Here is an 18,375-nt window from a genome sequence, read left to right as displayed (position 1 = left end):
GGAATCCAGTGCAACACAAGGTGATAGTGGTACTTGTGGATGGTCTGGCAGCCGAGGTAGCCCACACCATGGGCTACCTCGGTGGCATGGTGGAGGCGGGGCGGGGCCTGCATACGACCCTGAGTGCCGCCCTGCCCTCTCTCTCCCGACCCCTCTACGAGTGCATCCTGACCGGCGTGCCACCGGTGGCGAGCGGCATCACCCACAACGGGGTGAGTCGCCTCAGTCTGCATGACTCCATCTTCCATCTGGCCCGCGCCGCGGGCAAACGCACCGCAGCGGCGGCCTACTACTGGGTGAGCGAACTCTACAACCGCAGCCCCTGGCTGGCAGCGCGGGATCGCTATACCCATGACGAGCAACTGCCCATTCAGCACGGCTGCTTCTACTGGGATGACAACTATCCCGACAGCCACCTGTTGATGGATGGGGAATGGCTCAGAACCCAATATGACCCCGATTTTCTGCTGATCCATCCCATGGGGGTGGACGATGCGGGCCACAAGTTTGGCCTCGATTCACGCCAGTACCGCAATCAGGCGCGCCGCATGGACAGCCTGCTGGCCGACCTGCTGCCCCAGTGGCTGGCGGAGGGGTATCAGGTGGTGGTCACCTCGGATCACGGCATGAACAACGACCTGAGCCACGGCGGCACCCTGCCCGAAGAGCGCGCTGTGCCGCTCTGGCTGTTTGGTGATGCCTTTATTGATCGCTGGCCGGATGGGGTGGTGATTGCCCAGACCCAGCTCTGCGCCCTGATGGCCGACCTGCTGGGGGTTCCCCACGACAAGCCGAGCGGCCCGCCGCTGCTCAAGGCGACCTTTATGCGCGAGGTGCACTGATGATGCCTGCAACCACCGAGATCCTCGCGGATCAACCCGTGGCAACCCGGCGCAGGGCACACCGTCACTGGCTGCCGGCCCTGGTGCTGCTGCCCTTTGTCCTCTTGATGATCCTGTTCCAGCTCGCCCCCATGGTGTGGGTATTGGTGGGCAGCTTTCAGACCCCGGATGGCTGGGGCCTCGATTACTACCGGGAGATCCTGAGCTCCCCCTTCTACCTGCAATCGTTCGGCAATTCCCTGCGCATCGCCGGTATCGCCAGTCTGGCGGGGCTTGCCATCGGCACGCTCGGGGCGGCGGCCCTGCGCCACAGCGGTGAGCGGGTCAAGCGGGTGCTGCTGGCCTTCGTCACCATGACCGGCAACTTCAGCGGGGTGCCGCTGGCGTTCGCCTTCATCATCGTGCTCGGCATCAATGGCGCGGTTACCCTGCTGCTGAAATCCTGGGGATTGATCGACGGCTTCAACCTCTACTCGGGGTCGGGCCTCATCCTCATCTACACCTACTTCCAGATCCCGCTCGCCCTGCTGCTGCTCTATCCGGCGTTCGATGCCTTGCAGGATGAGTGGCCGCAGGCTGCGGCGCTGCTGGGCGCGAGCAAGGGGCAGTATGTGTGGCACGTGGCGCTGCCGGTGCTCACTCCCGCCCTGCTTGGCACCCTGATCATCCTGTTTGCCAACGCGGTGGGGGCCTATGCCTCTGCCTACGCCCTCACCACCGGCAACTTCAATCTGGTGACCATCCGGGTGGCCAGTCTGGTCTCCGGCGACATCTTCCTCGAGCCCAATATGGCGGCGGCGCTGGCGGTGATCCTGATGGTGCTGCTGGGGGTAGTGACGGCCGCCAACCAGTGGCTGCTGAAAAAGAGCTATGTGAACAAGGGGCAATCCCATGCATGATTTGACGCCACGCTGGCCCAAGTGGGTGCTGGGGGGGCTGGTCGCCACCCTGCTGTTGCCGCTGCTGGCTACCTTTCTCTACTCCATCTCCACCCGTTGGGGGGCGACCCTGCTGCCGGATGGCTTCACCCTCGACTGGTATCTCAAGCTCTGGGGCGATCCGCGCTTTCTGGCGGCGTTTGGCCGCAGCCTGCTGGTCTGCTTCGCCACCCTGTTGCTGGGGACCCTGGTGCTGGTGCCCACCGTGCTGGTGGTGGCCTACTACTTCCCCAAGCTGGATCCCTGGATGAACCTGCTGATCCTGCTCCCCTTCGCGGTGCCGCCTGTGGTCTCGTCGGTAGGGCTGCTGCAGATCTACGCCGATGGCCCGCTGCCGATTATCGGCACGCCGTGGATCCTGATCGGCACCTGGTTCACAGTGGTGCTCCCCTTTATGTACCGGGCGCTGGCCAACAGTTTGCAGGGGGTGCCGCTCAAGGATCTGATGGATGCCGCCCATCTGCTGGGGGCGAGCAGTCGGCGCGCCTTCCTGCTGGTGGTGATCCCCTGCCTGCGCAAGGGGCTCTTGGCGGCGCTGTTTCTCTCCCTCTCCTTCCTGCTCGGTGAGTTCGTGTTTGCCAACATGCTGGTGGGCACCCGTTACGAGACCCTGCAGGTCTACCTCTACAACATGCGCGCCACTTCGGGCCACTTCACCAGTGCGCTGGTGATGAGCTATTTCCTGCTGACCCTGCTGCTCACCTGGGCAGCCAACAGATTTCATCGGTGATCCAAGATGTTTCATTTAGAAGTCAATCAGTTGCATAAATCCTACGGCGACACCCCGGTATTCGAGGGGATCGAATTCGGCATTCGCAAGGGGGAGCTGGTGACCCTGCTCGGCCCCTCCGGCTGCGGCAAGTCGACCCTGCTGCGGGCGCTGGCCGGGCTCACTCCGGTGGATGGCGGTCAGGTGCGTGTGGCCGGTGAGGACATCACCTGGCAGGCGCCCCAGAAGCGGGGCATCGGCATGGTGTTCCAGAGCTATGCGCTCTTCCCCAATATGACGGTGTGGGACAACGTCGCCTTCGGCCTCAAGATGAAGCCCCAGCCGGGGCGCGAGTTATCGACCAGCGTGAAAGAGGCACTGGCGCTGGTGGAGCTGACCGGCTTCGAGCGCCGCTATCCGGCCGAGCTCTCCGGCGGCCAGCGCCAGCGGGTGGCCTTGGCCCGGGCCCTGGTGGTGCGGCCGCGGATCCTGCTGCTGGACGAGCCGCTCTCGGCGCTGGATGCCCGCATCCGCCGCAGCCTGCGCCAGCAGATCCGCGAGATCCAGCAGCGGCTCGAGCTCACCACCATCTTCGTGACCCACGATCAGGAGGAGGCGCTTACCCTGTCGGATCGGATCTTCCTGATGAACAAGGGATCCATCGTCCAGAGCGGCACGCCGGAGCAGATCTACACCCGCCCCGCCAGCGAGTTTGTGGCGGGCTTTATCGGCAACTACAACCTGCTTGGCGCCGAGCAAGGCAAGTCGCTGTTCGGCCCCCGTTTTCAGGGCAAGCTGGCACTGCGGCCGGAGTCCATCACCCTGCTGCCCGCCGGGGCGACCAGCAGCGAACCCAGCCTGCCCGGCATCATTCGCCAGCAGCAACTGCTCGGCAACGTGATCCGCTATCAGGTGGAGTGCGAGGCGGGGCTGTTGACGGTGGATTGCCTCAACCGCTCTGCCAGTGATCTGCTGGCCACCGGCAGTGCCGTGACCCTGGCGGTGGCTCGGGATCAACTCTGTGAGGTAGCATGACGCCGCATTTCATTTCGATTTTCACGCTGAGGAGCGCCCATGGCACTGGCACTGTTTGATCTGGACGAGACCCTGATTGCCGGGGATTCCGCCAGCCTCTGGTTGGAGTACATGGTGGCCGAAGAGCTGGCTCCGGCCGGCATGATCGCCGAGGAGCAGGCCATGATGTCCCTCTACCATCAGGGCAAGATGGACATGCACCAGTACATGGCCTTCACCCTGCAGCCGCTGGTGGGCAAGTCGCGCCAGTGGCTCAGCCAGCAGTGCCACCACTTTGCCGAGCAGGTGCTGCGTGAGCACCTCTACCCCGAGGGGCTGGCACGTATCGAGTGGCATAGGGAGCGGGGTGACGAGCTGGTACTTATCTCCGCCTCTGGCGAGCATCTGGTGGCCCCCATGGCGAAGATGCTGGGGATGGATCACTGTGTGGCCATCCTGCTCGATGAGGAGGAGGGGATGCTGACCGGCCAGACTCACGGCACCCTCAGCTTTCGCGAAGGCAAGGTGGCCCGCATCAACCAGCTCTTTGCCGGGCGGGAGCAGCTCTGGCAGGGGAGCTTTGGTTACAGCGACTCCCACAACGATCTGCCCCTGCTGCGGGCGGTGACACATCCCCACGCGGTCAATCCGGCCCCCGCGCTGCGCCAGTGCGCCTCTGAGCTGGGCTGGCCCCTGTGGACATGGCAGTTACTCCCTTGAACTGCTGAATGAAGAAGAGGCCCTCAGGCCTCTTCTTTGCTCAGTACCCCATCGTCTGCCGGCGGCACCTCGTTCTGTGCCGAGGGAGCGATTCCCCCCAGATAGATGCGGTTCTTGCCATCCCGTTTGGCGCGATACACCTCGGCATCGACGATATCGAGCAATTCCTTGGCATCCAGGCCGGGGGCGCTCGCCACCAGGCCGCCGCTGAAGGTGATCCCGAGGCCGGGCTCGCGCCAGTCCAGCGACGCGACCCCAATCCTGTACTGCTCCAGCAGCATCTGACAGAAGTGAATATCCGGGTTGGCCAGCAACACCACCAGCTCCTCGCCACCATAGCGGCAGACCCAGCCGTGATCCTCCAACAGCTTGGCGCCAAGGTTGGCCACCCGCTTGAGCACTACGTCCCCGGTCTGGTGACCATAGGTATCGTTGACCCGCTTGAAATCATCCAGATCGATCATGGCCAGACAGAACGGCTGGTGCTCAAGCAGCAGGCGATTGACTCGCTCGTCAAAAAAGCGACGGTTGTAAAGGCCGGTCAACTTGTCGAGGTTCGCCTGCTGGCGCGCCTCGTGGTAATCCTTGCTCACCTCCGCCAGCTCGGCATAGACATGCCTGAGTTCGTGCATGCCCCCATGGGGCACTTCGTCAGGATGCATTCGGCTGGCGCGGATCATGGTGGAGATCTCGTCCAGCATGCGCCTGAAGTAACGGGACCAGACCAGCGCCAACACCATGTAGAGCACGCTGGCCAGCAGCACCACCCCGAGCACGTTGAGCAAGGCCCGAGCCACCACGGCCTGGATGCTCGACGCCGGCTGCACGCTGATCAGCACCCAGTTCCGATCCGGCAAGTGGCTGTAGGCCACAAATTGCCGGGAATCCTGATCCAGGAAGATGCCATCCTCCCGACTGAAGCGGGAGAGCCAGCTCGGGTGGGTCATGGACTTGAGCAGTTGGGAAGGATCGGGGTGAGCCAGCACCTTGCCGGACTGATTGACGATCATCTGGTAACCACTGTTCAATTGCCGGTTCAGCTGGGCGGAGAAGGGGGCCAGCACGGCATCGACCGCGAACACCCCGCGCACCCTGCCCTCCTTGTCGGTCAGTGCCCGCGCCAGAGCGATGACCAGATTGCCGTTGGTGTAGTCGTAGTAGGGCTCGGTCCAGACCATCTTGCCCACATGCTGGCTGGCCAGCTGATACCAGGGGCGCTCCCGGGGATCGAAGCCGGCATCCGCCTGCCATTCGGGATAGATCAACATCTGGCGTTCGGCGGTGCCGACATAGATATAGATAAGGTCTGCCATCACCCCCTTGTAGAGCTGCCACTCCTTCAGGTAGGTTTCGGCATGGTTCAGCCGGGGGCCGCTGATGTCCTCCACCTTCACCTGGTTGTAGATGAGGGTGAACTCGCGTTCCATCTCGTGCAGATAGGGTTCGATGAAGACGTGACGCAACTGGTGGTTGGTGGCGAGCAGGCGCTGTTGCAACTCGTGTTGCAGGCTGCGCTCCATGTGCAGGTAGTAGATGCCTCCCAGCACCAGCACCGGAATGAATAGCAGCAGCAGGCCCAGACGCATCCGGGCAACCAGGGACCAGGTTTTTTTGGAGACTGCTCGCTTATCCAACCCTGACTCCTGCTATCCCCTGAGGTCGTGTAGTGTCAGAATATCAGCCCCGCCCGATGGCGTCCAAAAGGAAGCTTGCCATGTGGCCAACGAGAAGGAACAGGCTCGGATGTTGAACCCGGAACTGCTGACCGCGCTCCATTATTGCGCCGTGATCACCCTGACCGGCGCCATCACCTCGGAGTACTTTCTGTTCCGGCGTGGCATGTCCATCGAACAGGTGCGCAAGCTGCTGCTGGCGGACAGCCTGGCGGCGCTGGCGCTGCTGCTCATCTTCATCACCGGCGTGCTCATGGTGCTCGCCCACCCGCTGCAACCGGCGGCCCTGCTGGCCAATCCCGGCTATCGCACCAAGCTGCTGCTGTTCTTCGCCATGGCCCTCAGCTTCGGCTACCCCAGCCGGCTGTTTCATCACTGGCGCCGCTCTCTGCGTCAGGGACGCGCGCCCATCGTCTCCATCCAGCAGCAGTTCTGGGTGATCTGGATCCTGAGGGGCAACCTGCTACTGCTCGCCCTGCTGCCCCTGCTCGCCAGGCTGGCAAGCGACTGAGCACCGGCGCCCCTCCCTCATCCAGGGACCACGCCGGATCACAAATCACCGGCGACAAAGCCCCCCGCAGGCGGGTATCGTACTGACAGGGGCCAGAGTGCTCCCTTGACTGCTCTCTCAGGGATGAATCCGTATGCGTTCAAACATGATGTTATTGATGGCCGCCGCCATCTGGGGACTGGGCTTCGTCGCCCAGCGCCTGGGGATGGATCACATGGGGCCTTTCACCTTCAACGGCCTGCGCTTCCTGCTCGGCGCCCTCTCCCTGCTGCCGCTGCTGTGGTGGCTCAAATCGCGTCAGCCCAGGCCGCAACCAGGCTCACCATCCGGTGATCGCCGCCTGCTGCTGGTCGGCGGCCTGATCGCCGGGGGCGTATTGTTCAGCGCCGCCTCCCTGCAACAGGTGGGGCTGCTCTACACCACGGCCGCCAAGGCGGGCTTCATCACGGGTCTCTACATCATACTGGTGCCCGTCATCGGCCTGGCACTGCGCCACAAGACCGGGGCCAACACCTGGGTAGGCGCCCTCATCGCCATGGCCGGGCTCTACTACCTCAGCGTCACCGAAGAGTTCACCATAGGATACGGCGATCTGTTGCAGGTGATCGGCGCCCTGTTCTGGGCCATTCACCTGCTGGTGCTCGATCACTACTCGAACCGGGTCGCCCCCATTCGCCTCGCGGGAGTGCAATTCGTGGTGTGCGGCCTGCTCAGTCTTGGCACGGCCTTTGTCATCGAAACTCCGACCCTCGGCGGCGCCATGGCGGGCTGGCAGGCCCTGCTCTACGCGGGTCTGGTCTCGGTCGGCATCGGCTACACCCTGCAGGTGGTCGGCCAGCGCGGTGCCCACCCGGCCCACGCCGCCATCATCCTGAGTCTGGAGACGGTGTTCGCCGCCATCGGCGGGGTACTGCTGCTGGGAGAGCATCTGGACGAGAGGGCCATCGTTGGTTGCGCCCTGATGCTGGCGGGCATGCTCATCTCCCAGATCCGGCTGCGCTGGTGGTGGAAGTCCCGCCGAAACAAGGTGTCCAGCCAGCCCTGATGGGCGTCGGCATGGGGATCTGCCCATGTGCCTGACTGTGCTGGTCCGGGGCACCAACACGCAATGAAACGAGGCGCCTCTGGGCGCCTCGTTTCATTGCCACGCGCTTATCGCACGCTGGAGCAGAAGCTCACGTCATCCTGCAGGGGATCATTGCTCATGCTGTGATAGAGCTCGAAACAGGGGCCGTCGCCGAACGCCAGCCCGGCGGAAACGATGTCGCCTATGTGCTCCTGCCAGCGCGGCCCGTACTGGTTGCGATCCGTGATGAGGTAGCGGGACTGGGCGTAACGCCCGGCTGGGATGAGCTGGGTCTCCACCTCCCCCGTTCCCAGGGTCCCCACCGGCACTGTGATGCCGATGTCGGTACGGCACTGGGCAGGCGGCGTCACCTCGGGGTTGTCGTGGTAGATGAAGATCCACTCCCCGTCCTCCAGCCCGCGCGCAGCAGCCCACTGATGCAGGCGTTTGCTGACGGCGTCATAGCCCTCGCCATAGGGGCCAGTGACCCTGACATAGGCCAGGGTGCGGGCATCCATCTCGACGGTTTTCATGGTGTTGCTCCTTGCTGATGAGTGACTCTCAGCATAAGGATCCGGCTGCGCAAGTGCGTGTCCCTCCTTGCTCATCAGGTGTCCATTCTTGCTCTTGTCGCGGCGAAACGCTCCCGGGGTGCAGCCATAGTGACGACGAAACGCCTTGGCAAAGGCCTGGGAGCTGCCGAGCCCCGCCCCCAGGGCGATGGCGGTGACGCTGGCATCGGTATAGCAGAGCTGCCAGGCCGCCCGCTGCATCCGCAGCCGGCGACACATCTCGCCGGGGGACTCCCCCACCACGGCGGTGAACACCCGGTGGAAGTGATAGAGGGAGAGACAGGCGCGGCTCGCCAGCTCCTCGATGGAGAGATCCGGCTCCTGCTCCAGTGCCCGCAGCACGGGAGTCAGGCGCTCGCGATAGTCGATCATGAGCGCACTCTCGCCATATAGAGGGTGTCCACCAGCACGCCGTGGCGCAGGCCGTAATCCCGGGCGACACCTTCCTGCACGAACCCGAACTTGCGGTAGAGCGCCTGCGCCGCCTCGTTGTCACTCCAGACGGTGAGCTCGAGGCGAGTCAGCCCGAGCCAGTTGTCCGCCAGATCCAGCGCCGCCGCCATCAAGTCCGAGCCCACGCCGCGCCCGGCCCAGTCATCACGCACCGCCATGCCGAGGCTCGCCACGTGGCGCCGACGCGGGTTGGGCTCCTGCCACAGGGTCAGGTTACCCACCACCAGACCATCGGATTCGGCCAGCAGCACAGTGACCCCGTCCCGCGGCTCGAGCCGCTGCTGCCAGTGGTGCAGCGAGGCGAAGGGGAGTTGCAGGGTACCGGCCTGGGCTTTGGGCATGGCGTAGAGATCGCGCAGGGGGGCGGCATCTTCCGGCCCGGCGCGGCGAATGGTGATGGACATGAGACCTCCTGATTGGCTGAGTCCCATCTTGCCGCAAGGCTGGCGTTCGTTTCCACCCCCCATCAGCGAAACCAATCAAAGGGTTAGGCACACTCCATTGGAGCCGGGCGCGCCCTTCCCCTAGTCTGGCGGCTCATCACAAGGAGATGCCCCATGACTGACAAGACCCTGCACAGCGCCAACGGTGCCCCCGTCGTCGACAACAACAACAGCCTCACCGCCGGCCCCCGCGGCCCCGTGCTGATGCAAGACATCTGGTTGATGGAGAAACTCGCCCACTTCGACCGCGAGCGCATTCCCGAGCGGGTGGTGCACGCCAAGGGTTCGGGCGCCTACGGCACCTTCACCGTCACCCACGACATCAGCCAATTCAGCAAGGCCGACCTGTTCAACGCCATCGGCAAGCAGACGCCGGTCTTCCTGCGCTTCTCCACCGTGGCCGGCGAGAAGGGGGCCGCCGACGCCGAGCGCGACGTGCGCGGCTTCGCCCTCAAGTTCTACACCGAGCAGGGCAACTGGGATCTGGTGGGCAACAACACCCCCGTCTTCTTCATCCGTGATCCGCTAAAATTCCCCGACTTCATCCACACCCAGAAGCGGGATCCGCGCACCAACCTGCGCAGCGCCACCGCCGCCTGGGACTTCTGGTCTCGCCATCCAGAATCCCTGCATCAGGTCACCATACTGTTCAGCGATCGCGGCATTCCCAGGAGCCTGCGGGAGATGAACGGCTACGGCAGCCACACCTTCAGCTTCATCAACTCGGCCAACGAGCGCTTCTGGGTCAAGTTCCACTTCAAGACAGAGCAGGGCCACAGCTTCTACACAGATGAAGAGGCGGCCAATGCCGTCGGCCAGGACAGGGAGACCAGCCAGGCGGATCTCTACAACGCCATAGAGCGGGGCGACTTCCCGCGCTGGAAGGTCTATGTGCAGGTGATGCCACAAGCCGAGGCCCAGACTTACAAGATCCACCCGTTCGACCTGACCAAGGTGTGGCCGCACAGCGACTACCCGCTGATCCCGGTGGGCATGCTTGAGCTCAACCAGAACCCGGACAACTACTTCGCCCACGTGGAGCAGGCCGCCTTTACCCCGGCCAACGTGGTGCCCGGCATCGGCTTCTCGCCGGATCGCATGCTGCAGGGGCGGCTCTTCTCCTACGGTGACACCCAGCGCTATCGCCTCGGCGTCAACCACGGCCTGCTGCCGGTCAACGCCCCGCGCTGCCCCTTCCATCACGGCGCCCACCGCGACGGCGCCATGCGCAGCGACAGCAATGGCGGCGCCAACCCCAACTACCAGCCGAACCGCTTCGGTACCCAGCAACCGAGCGAGCAGCACGAACCGGCGCTGAGTCTGGAGGGGGCCGCCCTGCACTACGACTTCCGTGACCATGACAGCGACTACTACAGCCAGCCGGGGGATCTGTTCCGCCTGATGGACGAGGGGCAGCGCGCGCGCCTCGCCGCCAACCTGGCCCGCTCCCTCGTCAACGTAGAGGATGACGCCATAGTCGCGGCCCAGCTCAAGCACTTCGAGCAGGCCGACCCCGAGTACGCCAAGCGGGTCGAACTGGCACTGGCCGCCTTGCAGCGCTAAATCGCAAGCAGGAAAAATCTGCAAAAGCAAAACGGGGGCCTGATGGCCCCCGTTGTTATTCTGCTAAGAGTAATAAACGCAAAAACGGAGCCCGAGGCTCCGTTTTTCAATGCAGTATCCATCCCGGACGGAACGCGCTTCATGCTCTTCCCGCTCCCTTGCCAACAAGGGTTTGAACCACCCGTTACGGCAACCAGGCTGTGCATTGGAAGAGTACCGCCGAGCTGGTGATAAATAAAAAACGGAGCCAGAGGCTCCGTTTTTCAATGCAATATCAATCTCTTACGGAACGTGCTTCACGCTCTTCCCGCTCCCTTGCCAACAAGCGTTTGTACCACCAGCTACTGCGACGACGTTGTGCATTGGAAGAGCGACGAGCCATTTCTTAGGTTCCAGCCAAGAGAAGAAAGGAGCTGCATTATGCGACAGGGATCACGTCCATGTCTTTAGCTGGATCAAGAAAAGGCTCACTGACCTACCCTGATCGTCTCCCTGTTGGCCGCCCCTTCGTCGACGAGTTCGTAGATGTCGGGTTCGCGCCAGGCCAGGGGCCCGTTGCTCTCCTGGTCGTTTTGCGGGCCGCACTCCAGCCAGAGATCCCCCTGTTGGATGCGGGCGCCGAGGGAATATTTCTGATCCTGATACCAGCAGACCCGCTCGGGCAATGAGCCCAGGGGCAGCACCAGATCTGTGCCCACCGAATGGATGAGGGGGTTCGATGCCGGGGCCGCCAGCACGGGGAGCTGGCCGCCGAGGGCAAACAGACAAAACACGGTTCGGATCATGGGTGACACCTGTGACAACGAGAGAGTGATCCCCTAAAGCGACCACAGGTGTCGCCAACTTGACCAATAAATGTCGGCTCATCTGGCATTCCGGAAGCAATATGATAGCCTGCCAGCGCCCGCCGATCCCATGGGTGAGAAACCGGGCCAGTTCGGGTCATGCTGTCGGGAAAAGACAGCATATAACCTCATTAATCAAATAATTACTTGGATATGTTGTCGATGCGTATCATGCCGTTGCTCCAGGCCGCCTGCCTGAGCCTGATGTTGTCCGCCTGTGTAGCTCCCTTGCTGATGATGAGCCCCACCAGCCAGCTGATGTGGGCCCTGCTCAAGCCCCTGGTCGGATTCGATCCGAACGAAGCCAACCTGTTCGAGCAGCCGTTGATCAAGGACAGGATGACCGCCATGCTGGGACCCAACTACGACAGCACCATGCAGTTGCTCAAGACGGCCAACGAGTTGCAGCAGGAGGGGCCGCTGTTTTACGTGGTCTCCCGCTACGCCCCGGTACCGGATGTGACCAAACAGGCCGGCATGGTGTGGAACGCCGACACCAACCAGCTCTCCGTCATGTTGCAGAAGGGCGACGGCGCGACTCAGGTGTTTGGCGAGAACCTGACGGCGGCGACCCCGACCTGGCCGAGCGCCATGCAGGAGTGGCAGGCTGGCAACCCCACCGCTACCGCGCTCAGCGGCGTCGGGCAGGCGATGACGGGGTCCGGCACCTCCCTGCTGGGCAACATGGTGGGCAGCCTGCAACAGAGCGCGACCCAGGCGATCTCCAGCTCCGCCAGCCAGGCGGTCAACGGCGCCACCAGCGCAGCGACCCAGCAGGTGAACAAGAGCGTCACCGGTACCCTGCAGCAGGCCAACCAGGCCGTGACGGATTCTGCCAAGCGGGCCGTGAGCGGCTCAGCCAAACAGGCCGCCAGCAGCGCCACCACGGTACAGCAGCAAGCGAGCAAGGCCGCCAGCGACTCAGCCAAACAGGCCGCCAGCAGTGCCACCACGGCGCAGCAGCAAACGAGCAAAGCCGTCAGCGACTCAGCCACACAGGCCGCCAGCAGCGCCACCACGGCGCAGCAGCAAGCGAACAAGACCGTCAGCGACGCCTCCACCACGGTACAGCAGCAAGCGAACAAGACCGTCAGCGACGCCTCCGCCACGGTGCAGCCGCAGGCGGACAAGGTCGTCAGCAATGCGGTCAGCACTGTGCACAAACAGGCCGACGCGGGAGCAGACAAGGCGATCAAGCAGAGCGATCAGGCCAGGGCGGATGCCGAGGCCGAGCTGGAGAAGCTGCTCAACTAAGATGGCGAACCCGCTCACCATGCAAACAGGCCATCCGAGGATGGCCTGTTGTTTATCTGCGAATGGGCAGGGGAGCCTTAAAAGTGGCGATCCTGCTCGGTGGGCTTGGCCACCTTGTCTTCGCTGTGTTCGATGGCCGTGCGGATAAGATCGACGCCAGCCCGGATGATCAGCACCCCCATGTTGACCAGCTTGACGCAGACCCACATGAAGGTGATGAGCAGGATCAGCTTGAGCACTGTCTGGAAGGCTTCCAAGAAGTTCTGCTCCAGCTGGGCGGTGAGGCCATTGGCGCTGCTCATCAGCCAGGTGTAGACCTCGCGCACGAAGGGGATGCGGCTCGGCATCTCCAGCACGTCCAGTGCGGCAGGCAGCGCCTGGAAGATGACGATGCTGCCAAACAGTATCAGGATGACGCCGATGGCAATCCCCAGGAAGAAACCGAACTGTCGCATGAAAGGCCCCAAGATGTGTTGAATGAGAAGAACAATAGCCGCCAATACTAGGGACTGCCCGGGTCGACGGCAATCCTTGCGCCCCAGATTGGATCGTCGCGCGCCCTGCCGGCGCCGGCCATCCACCGGAAGTCATTGCCCAAGTATCTGATTTCTGTGACCCTTGTCCCCATCTATTCCCTTATTAGCGCCATCATGCTCAGACCCGCTCTTTTCCTGCTTCTGCTGTTCGGCACCCTGTCATCTTCCCTGTTTGCCGCCGAATCGCCCCCCTCTGCGGCCGCCTGCGTGATCCGCCACCAGCAGGCGCTGTTGCTGGTGCAAGACAGGATCTCCGATCGCTACAGTCTGAGCGGTGGCTACATAGATGCGGGGGAGACTCCGGCCCAGGCTGCCCTGCGGGAGCTGTTCGAGGAGACGGGGCTCCATGGCCGGATCACCGGGGAGCTGGGGCGCTGGCAGCGCGCCACTGTATTCGCCTGCCAGACGATCTCTCCCATTCAGGCTCAGCGCGGCTCGGGTTTTGTCTCCCTGCTTGAGGCCCCGAACCTCGGCGGCGAGATCCTCAACGCCAGACTGATCGACGTCGCCCGCCTGCCCCATGATCAGCGCCGCTTCCCGACGCAGCTCGACTGGCTCGCCCCGCGGCTGGCCGAGGTGCCCGAGAGCAAGGTGCAGTGGGTGCCGGACTTCAGTCTCGAAGGCAGCGCCCTGCACAGGGCAGAGCTGCCGCTTATCCAGCGCCTGCAGCAGTGGCTGGGGCCAGACGCGCGCTGGCTTGAGGTCGGCAATCTGCTGGGATCCGCGGCCTTCCAGCTAGCCCTGATCCCCTTCTTGCTCCCCCTGCTGGGCTGGCCAAGGCTGCGCAACCTGCTGTTTGCCATGGTGCTGCTCACCCTGCTGGTGCAGCTGCTCAAGGAGGGGATAGCCTGGCCCAGGCCCTTCCACCTCGACCCCATGCTGGGGCAAAGGAGTGCCCAGGGCTTTGGCATGCCGAGCGGCCACGCCGCATCGACCCTGCTGTTCTGGGGCCTGCTGCTTGGCGCCCTGACCCCCCTCAGAGCCTGGCAGGGCATGGGGCTGGCCCTGCTGCTGGCGGCCCTGGCCGGGCTGGCCCGTATCTGGCTCGGGGTGCACTTCCTCTCGGATGTGGCGGCCGGCCTGGATCTCGGCGCCCTGCTGCTGGCACTGCGCGCCCCCCTGGCGGCACTGGCGCAGCGCCAAGCTCCCTGGGCTCTCATGCTGCTGGCCTGCGCCCTGGCGGGCTGGCTGACCCAATCCACCGCCCTGGCGGGGCTCGCCATGTTCACCCTGGGACTGGTATCGGGTAATCTGCTACAACTCGAACGACACCCAGCTCCCGCCCTCCACGCCGCCGTGCTGGCCCTGGCGGGCGGTCTGCTCATTGGGGGACTGCTGTTGGCGCTCCCGATACTCACCGACAGCTCAGTGCTGATCCTGGTGGGAAAAGGGTTACTCTATGGCTGCCTGGGATTCTGGCTGAGTGCCGCGCTCTGGTGGTTGCTGTCTTTTATCAATACGGGCTCCGGACCACGGAGCTCTCCCCCTCGCTAAAGGGAACGCAATGCATATGAAAAAAGTGGATTTGGCCAAGATCACCCTGGGCTTGCTGTTTCTCAGCCTGCTCATCATCTCGTGCTTCATGGTGCTGCGCCCCTTCCTGCCCGCTCTGGTGTGGGCCACCATGATCACCATCGCCACCTGGCCGCTGATGCAGATGGCCCAGCGCCTGCTGTGGGGCAAACGCACCCTGGCGGCGCTGCTGATGAGCTGCATCCTGCTGCTGATGTTCGTCATTCCGCTGTTCATGGCCCTGGCAAACGTGGCGGAGAAGGCCCCCATGCTGATCGATCTCGGCACCGAGCTGAGCCACTCCCCGCCCCCCGAGCTGCTCTGGCTGCAACAGGTGCCTCTGGTGGGCGACAAGCTGTTCGAGTTCTGGCAGCAGATCCTCGCGAGCGGCGGTCAGGTGCTGTTCGCCAAGCTGGCTCCCTATTTCGGCCAGACCGCCCGCTGGCTGGCGGCCCAGGCCGGCAACCTCGGCCTGCTGTTCGTCCACTTCCTGCTGACGGTGGCCATCTGCGGCCTGCTCTACCACTCCGGGGAAAAAGCCGCCGATGGCATTCGCCGCTTCGCCCACCGCCTGGCGGGCCAGCGTGGCGACAACGCCGTGGTGCTCGCCTCCCAGGCCATCCGCGCCGTCGCCATGGGGGTGGTGGTGACCGCCCTGGTGCAATCCTCGGTGGCCGGAATCGGCCTGCTGATTGCGGGCATTCCCTACGTCATGATCCTGGTGGTGCTGATGTTCCTGCTGATCGTCGCCCAGATAGGCCCCTTCCCGGTGCTGCTGGCCAGCGTGGGCTACCTCTACTGGAGCGGTGACACCACCTGGGGCACCTTCCTGCTGGTCTGGTCCCTGCTGGCGGGCACCATGGACAACTTCCTGCGCCCCTTCCTCATCAAGCGCGGCGCCGACCTGCCGCTGATCCTGATCCTGGTGGGCGTCATCGGCGGCCTGCTGGCGATGGGGATTATCGGGCTCTTTATCGGCCCCGTGGTGCTGGCGGTGGGCTACACCCTGCTGGATGCCTGGATAAAAGAGGGGGAGCAAACGCCCGCCACAGAGGCGCCCGTGCCGCCCCCGGTGGAGTGACCCGCCCGCAAGAGAAACAAGACGCCGCCCACTGGGCGGCGTCTTTTTTTGCACCGTTTGAGCCCGGTTGCGCCCACATAGAACCAAAGTTCGAGTCAGCGTGTCAAAACACGAACCAGGGTTCGAATCCACCCCCCTCCCTCCCCTAGGCTTCCCTAGCCCCTGCCGACACAATGGTTGCTCTATTGAAGGAGGAGACAAGATGAAAGAACTGAGAGCAACACGCGCCCTGATCAGCGGTGGCGCCAGTGGTATAGGGCTGGCCATCGCCGAGGCCCTGGCCAGCCAGGGGGTGGAGCTGGTACTGGTCTCGCGCCGCTTGGGACTGCTGGAGCAGGAGGCGGCGCGGCTCAGCGCCCGCTACGGGGTGAGGGTACTGCCGCTTGTGCTGGATCTCTGCGACGGCGATCAGGTGCGCGCCCGCCACGCCGAGGCCCGGGAGCGGCTCGGTCCCATCGACCTGCTGGTCAACAACAGCGGGGTGGGCAGCGACTACCTGGTGCAGGATCTGCCGGAGTCTGAGTGGGACAGGGTCATGGACACCTGCGCCAAGGGGACCTTCCTGCTGACCCAGGCTTGCCTGCCGGACATGCTGGCGAGCCACCATGGCACCGTCATCAACATCGCCTCCCAGGCCGCCAAGAACGGCTACGCCAGGGCCGGCGTCTACTGCGCCGCCAAGTTTGCGGTGCTGGGCTTCGCCAAGGCGTTGCGGGAGGAGGTGCAGCATCAGGGCATTCGGGTGCATACCCTCTGCCCCGGTCTGGTCCAGGTGCCGCCCCCGGCCTGCCCGGGCGATCGCAAGCCCGGCTGGCTGCAGGTGGAGGATCTGGCCGAGGCCGTGCTCTACACCCTGCGCCAGGGCGCCCATGTCCAGCTCGACGAGATCGGCATGACGGGGATCTGAGCGAGGTACCATGGAACGGCACCATGGACAACTTCCTGCGCCCCTTCCTGATCAAGCGTGGCGCCGACCTGCCGCTAATCCTCATTCTGGTAGGGGTTATCGGCGGCTTGCTGGCGGTGGGCTACACCCTGCTGGACGCCTGGATCGAGGAAGATGACCAACAAGCGGCAGCTGTTGTTGCACCGCCCAAGGCCGAGTGACGATTCAGTAACAAGGCGATTCAGCCATCCATCGCGATGCAAAGAGCCGCCCATCGGGCGGCTCTTTGGTTTTTGACGATCGTGATTTATGGCGATCGTGTCAGATTGGCTGATCCGCACCAACCTGCATATCCCACATATTACCGTCCCATGCTGGTTCGATTAGCGAAGCGTAATCGGAAGATCGAGATACCGCCGTCCCACCGTTTCCGTGAATCAGCGGCATCTGTCAGCAGGGAAATATGGATGGCTGTTATAGCGGGAGAATTGATTTACGCGAACGTCCGATTACGCCTTATGGCTAATCGAACCTACTGGCTTTTTGTATATCAATAACATGCTCAGGTAAAAATATTACTTCATCTTCAAAAGTTAAGTTATCTTGCTCACCAGAAGTTAAAGGCATATTGTTTAGGTTTCCTATATAGTAAGGTCCTATTCTACCTTTGACTATTACCCACATGCGCTCCCCAAAAGTACCGTCATCATCTGGATCTTCTGGGTCGGCCGTAACCGCTATAATAAAAATCAGTTTAACTATGTCTCCGACATTTAACGTTTGTCTTTCATCTTCTCTGGGCATATAGAAGGTTTCGGGTGTCCGATGATGCTGAGCTAAACCACTACGAAGCTCATAACCATCTAAGTCTATTGTTGGTAAACGAAGCTCAGAAAAATTTGTTTGTTCTTGAACATCCCATATGGGCCTTTCCCCTATTTCAGGTATGGCATGCAACGGTTCGTTAAATATACTACGCAAAAGTAATTCTATCGAACCATCTATTGAATCTTGATTTCGCATATCTACTGCGAATATCCCAGAAAAATGCGGCGGTATAGAACAGTTATTTCCAGGCTCAAAGTTTCCCTCTCGAACTACTGGTATAAATTTTTCGCGTGGTACACCAGATGCAATATGACCTGAAATAATCTGTTGCTCGTAACTTACACCACCTTTGCGACTCAAAGACTTCTCATAATAATTTGGTGTGCATATAATAATGACGTGATCACACTCAACTATTTCACGCTCCATGAATTGAGTAAGGCTTTGTCCTGGTTTTACATGCCATTGATCTAGTTTGACATCCACTCCGTTTCGCCTGAGGCGTTGAGCAATACCTCGAACCCATACTTTGTGCTCTTCGGAATCCCAAGAATAAGAAATTAACGCACTTGGAATCTTATTACTATCCAACTTTACGCTCCCTAATGCTTAAGAATGGCGTCTAAAACCCGTTAATATAGCCTTCCATGTAAGACCTGCTTACCCTGAACACCGCCAAGGAAAATTTATTTTAAATAAAAATAATAACGCTATTCCTCTGGTGCTGAACGTATCTGGTAGAGATTCTCTTTTGGCTCTATTTTTGGCCATCGGGCAAAAATACACTGAAGGCTCAGCAATGGAAAGCACCAACCAGTCTCATCTTCTTGAATAACTCGAGAGTGTGATCGAGGTGACACCCAGATGGTATTGCTGGCCAAGATGCAGGGCTGAGGCGGGTCAGGGGGGCTTGTGGTTCACAAACATGG

18 protein-coding genes and 1 pseudogene are annotated in these 18,375 nt (G+C 62.2%); 13 read left to right on the top strand and 6 right to left on the bottom strand.

Translation table 11 applies throughout. The features are described from left to right. Positions 1-8 precede the first annotated feature (8 nt). The 5 genes from KW824_RS14880 to KW824_RS14860 are packed head-to-tail and all read left to right on the top strand — an operon-like array spanning position 9 to position 4,223. Positions 9-842: an alkaline phosphatase family protein gene (locus tag KW824_RS14880; RefSeq protein ID WP_218410201.1), complete on the top strand. Its 834-nt coding sequence runs from the start codon at positions 9-11 to the stop codon at positions 840-842. Then, complete coding sequence (locus KW824_RS14875) at positions 842-1,741, top strand: ABC transporter permease subunit (RefSeq protein WP_218410200.1); 900 nt, start codon at positions 842-844, stop codon at positions 1,739-1,741. Before KW824_RS14880 ends, KW824_RS14875 begins: the two co-directional genes overlap by 1 nt. Then, positions 1,734-2,510: an ABC transporter permease gene (locus KW824_RS14870; protein WP_042655595.1), complete on the top strand. Its 777-nt coding sequence runs from the start codon at positions 1,734-1,736 to the stop codon at positions 2,508-2,510. Before KW824_RS14875 ends, KW824_RS14870 begins: the two co-directional genes overlap by 8 nt. Before the next feature lie 6 nt (positions 2,511-2,516). Further along, on the top strand, positions 2,517-3,524 hold the full coding sequence (locus KW824_RS14865; protein ID WP_218410199.1) for an ABC transporter ATP-binding protein: 1,008 nt from the start codon (positions 2,517-2,519) through the stop codon (positions 3,522-3,524). 39 nt (positions 3,525-3,563) lie between these two features. Then, a complete protein-coding gene (locus KW824_RS14860) occupies positions 3,564-4,223 on the top strand; it encodes an HAD family phosphatase (protein ID WP_218410198.1) in 660 nt (219 codons plus the stop codon). A 23-nt stretch (positions 4,224-4,246) separates the two neighbouring features. Here the strand turns inward: KW824_RS14860 and KW824_RS14855 are convergent, their stop codons facing one another. Beyond that, positions 4,247-5,857, bottom strand: coding sequence for a sensor domain-containing diguanylate cyclase (locus KW824_RS14855; protein WP_218410197.1), 1,611 nt, complete (start codon positions 5,855-5,857; stop codon positions 4,247-4,249). A 109-nt stretch (positions 5,858-5,966) separates the two neighbouring features. On the opposite strand from KW824_RS14855, the gene KW824_RS14850 reads away from it, so the two are divergent. After that, entirely contained in the window at positions 5,967-6,407 is a 441-nt protein-coding gene (locus KW824_RS14850; RefSeq protein WP_042648087.1) for a DUF2214 family protein, read from the top strand. Positions 6,408-6,540: 133 nt separating this feature from the next. Beyond that, positions 6,541-7,452 (top strand): DMT family transporter, encoded by a 912-nt coding sequence (locus KW824_RS14845; protein WP_218410196.1) that lies wholly within the window; start codon positions 6,541-6,543, stop codon positions 7,450-7,452. 107 nt (positions 7,453-7,559) lie between these two features. On the opposite strand, the gene KW824_RS14840 is transcribed toward KW824_RS14845, so the two are convergent. Together KW824_RS14840 and KW824_RS14835 are read right to left on the bottom strand one after the other, a co-directional pair. After that, positions 7,560-8,417, bottom strand: a complete 858-nt coding sequence (locus KW824_RS14840) for a GyrI-like domain-containing protein (RefSeq protein WP_218410195.1) — start codon at positions 8,415-8,417, stop codon at positions 7,560-7,562. Further along, positions 8,414-8,902 carry a GNAT family N-acetyltransferase gene (locus KW824_RS14835; protein ID WP_139436211.1) on the bottom strand — a complete coding sequence of 163 codons (489 nt, stop codon included), beginning with the start codon at positions 8,900-8,902 and terminating at the stop codon, positions 8,414-8,416. The genes KW824_RS14840 and KW824_RS14835 overlap by 4 nt, the downstream gene beginning before the upstream one ends. Positions 8,903-9,055: 153 nt before the next feature. Between KW824_RS14835 and KW824_RS14830 the strand changes: the two genes are divergently transcribed. Then, on the top strand, positions 9,056-10,504 hold the full coding sequence (locus tag KW824_RS14830) for a catalase (RefSeq protein ID WP_218410194.1): 1,449 nt from the start codon (positions 9,056-9,058) through the stop codon (positions 10,502-10,504). A 467-nt stretch (positions 10,505-10,971) separates the two neighbouring features. Here the strand turns inward: KW824_RS14830 and KW824_RS14825 are convergent, their stop codons facing one another. Then, on the bottom strand, positions 10,972-11,289 hold the full coding sequence (locus tag KW824_RS14825; protein ID WP_218410193.1) for a YnjH family protein: 318 nt from the start codon (positions 11,287-11,289) through the stop codon (positions 10,972-10,974). A gap of 222 nt (positions 11,290-11,511) precedes the next feature. On the opposite strand from KW824_RS14825, the gene KW824_RS14820 reads away from it, so the two are divergent. Further along, positions 11,512-12,603 (top strand): hypothetical protein, encoded by a 1,092-nt coding sequence (locus KW824_RS14820; RefSeq protein WP_218410192.1) that lies wholly within the window; start codon positions 11,512-11,514, stop codon positions 12,601-12,603. A 77-nt stretch (positions 12,604-12,680) separates the two neighbouring features. Here the strand turns inward: KW824_RS14820 and KW824_RS14815 are convergent, their stop codons facing one another. Continuing rightward, a complete protein-coding gene (locus KW824_RS14815) occupies positions 12,681-13,058 on the bottom strand; it encodes a hypothetical protein (RefSeq protein ID WP_005330064.1) in 378 nt (125 codons plus the stop codon). A gap of 195 nt (positions 13,059-13,253) precedes the next feature. On the opposite strand from KW824_RS14815, the gene KW824_RS14810 reads away from it, so the two are divergent. The 4 genes and pseudogenes from KW824_RS14810 to KW824_RS14795 all read left to right on the top strand — a co-directional run. Then, a complete protein-coding gene (locus KW824_RS14810; RefSeq protein WP_218410289.1) occupies positions 13,254-14,633 on the top strand; it encodes a phosphatase PAP2 family protein in 1,380 nt (459 codons plus the stop codon). A gap of 10 nt (positions 14,634-14,643) precedes the next feature. Beyond that, positions 14,644-15,732 (top strand): AI-2E family transporter YdiK, encoded by a 1,089-nt coding sequence (gene ydiK, locus KW824_RS14805; RefSeq protein WP_218410191.1) that lies wholly within the window; start codon positions 14,644-14,646, stop codon positions 15,730-15,732. A gap of 202 nt (positions 15,733-15,934) precedes the next feature. Beyond that, positions 15,935-16,639, top strand: a complete 705-nt coding sequence (locus tag KW824_RS14800) for an SDR family oxidoreductase (RefSeq protein WP_218410190.1) — start codon at positions 15,935-15,937, stop codon at positions 16,637-16,639. 17 nt (positions 16,640-16,656) lie between these two features. After that, positions 16,657-16,839: pseudogene (locus KW824_RS14795) on the top strand (AI-2E family transporter YdiK); the annotation flags it as partial. A gap of 301 nt (positions 16,840-17,140) precedes the next feature. On the opposite strand, the gene KW824_RS14790 reads toward KW824_RS14795, so the two are convergent. Beyond that, positions 17,141-18,037 (bottom strand): toll/interleukin-1 receptor domain-containing protein, encoded by an 897-nt coding sequence (locus KW824_RS14790; protein WP_218410189.1) that lies wholly within the window; start codon positions 18,035-18,037, stop codon positions 17,141-17,143. Between the last annotated feature and the right edge of the window lie 338 nt (positions 18,038-18,375).

It is taken from the genome of Aeromonas sp. sif0611, from assembly GCF_019218845.1.
Lineage (GTDB): Bacteria > Pseudomonadota > Gammaproteobacteria > Enterobacterales > Aeromonadaceae > Aeromonas > Aeromonas media.
This window is presented reverse-complemented; position numbering and strand designations above follow the sequence as displayed.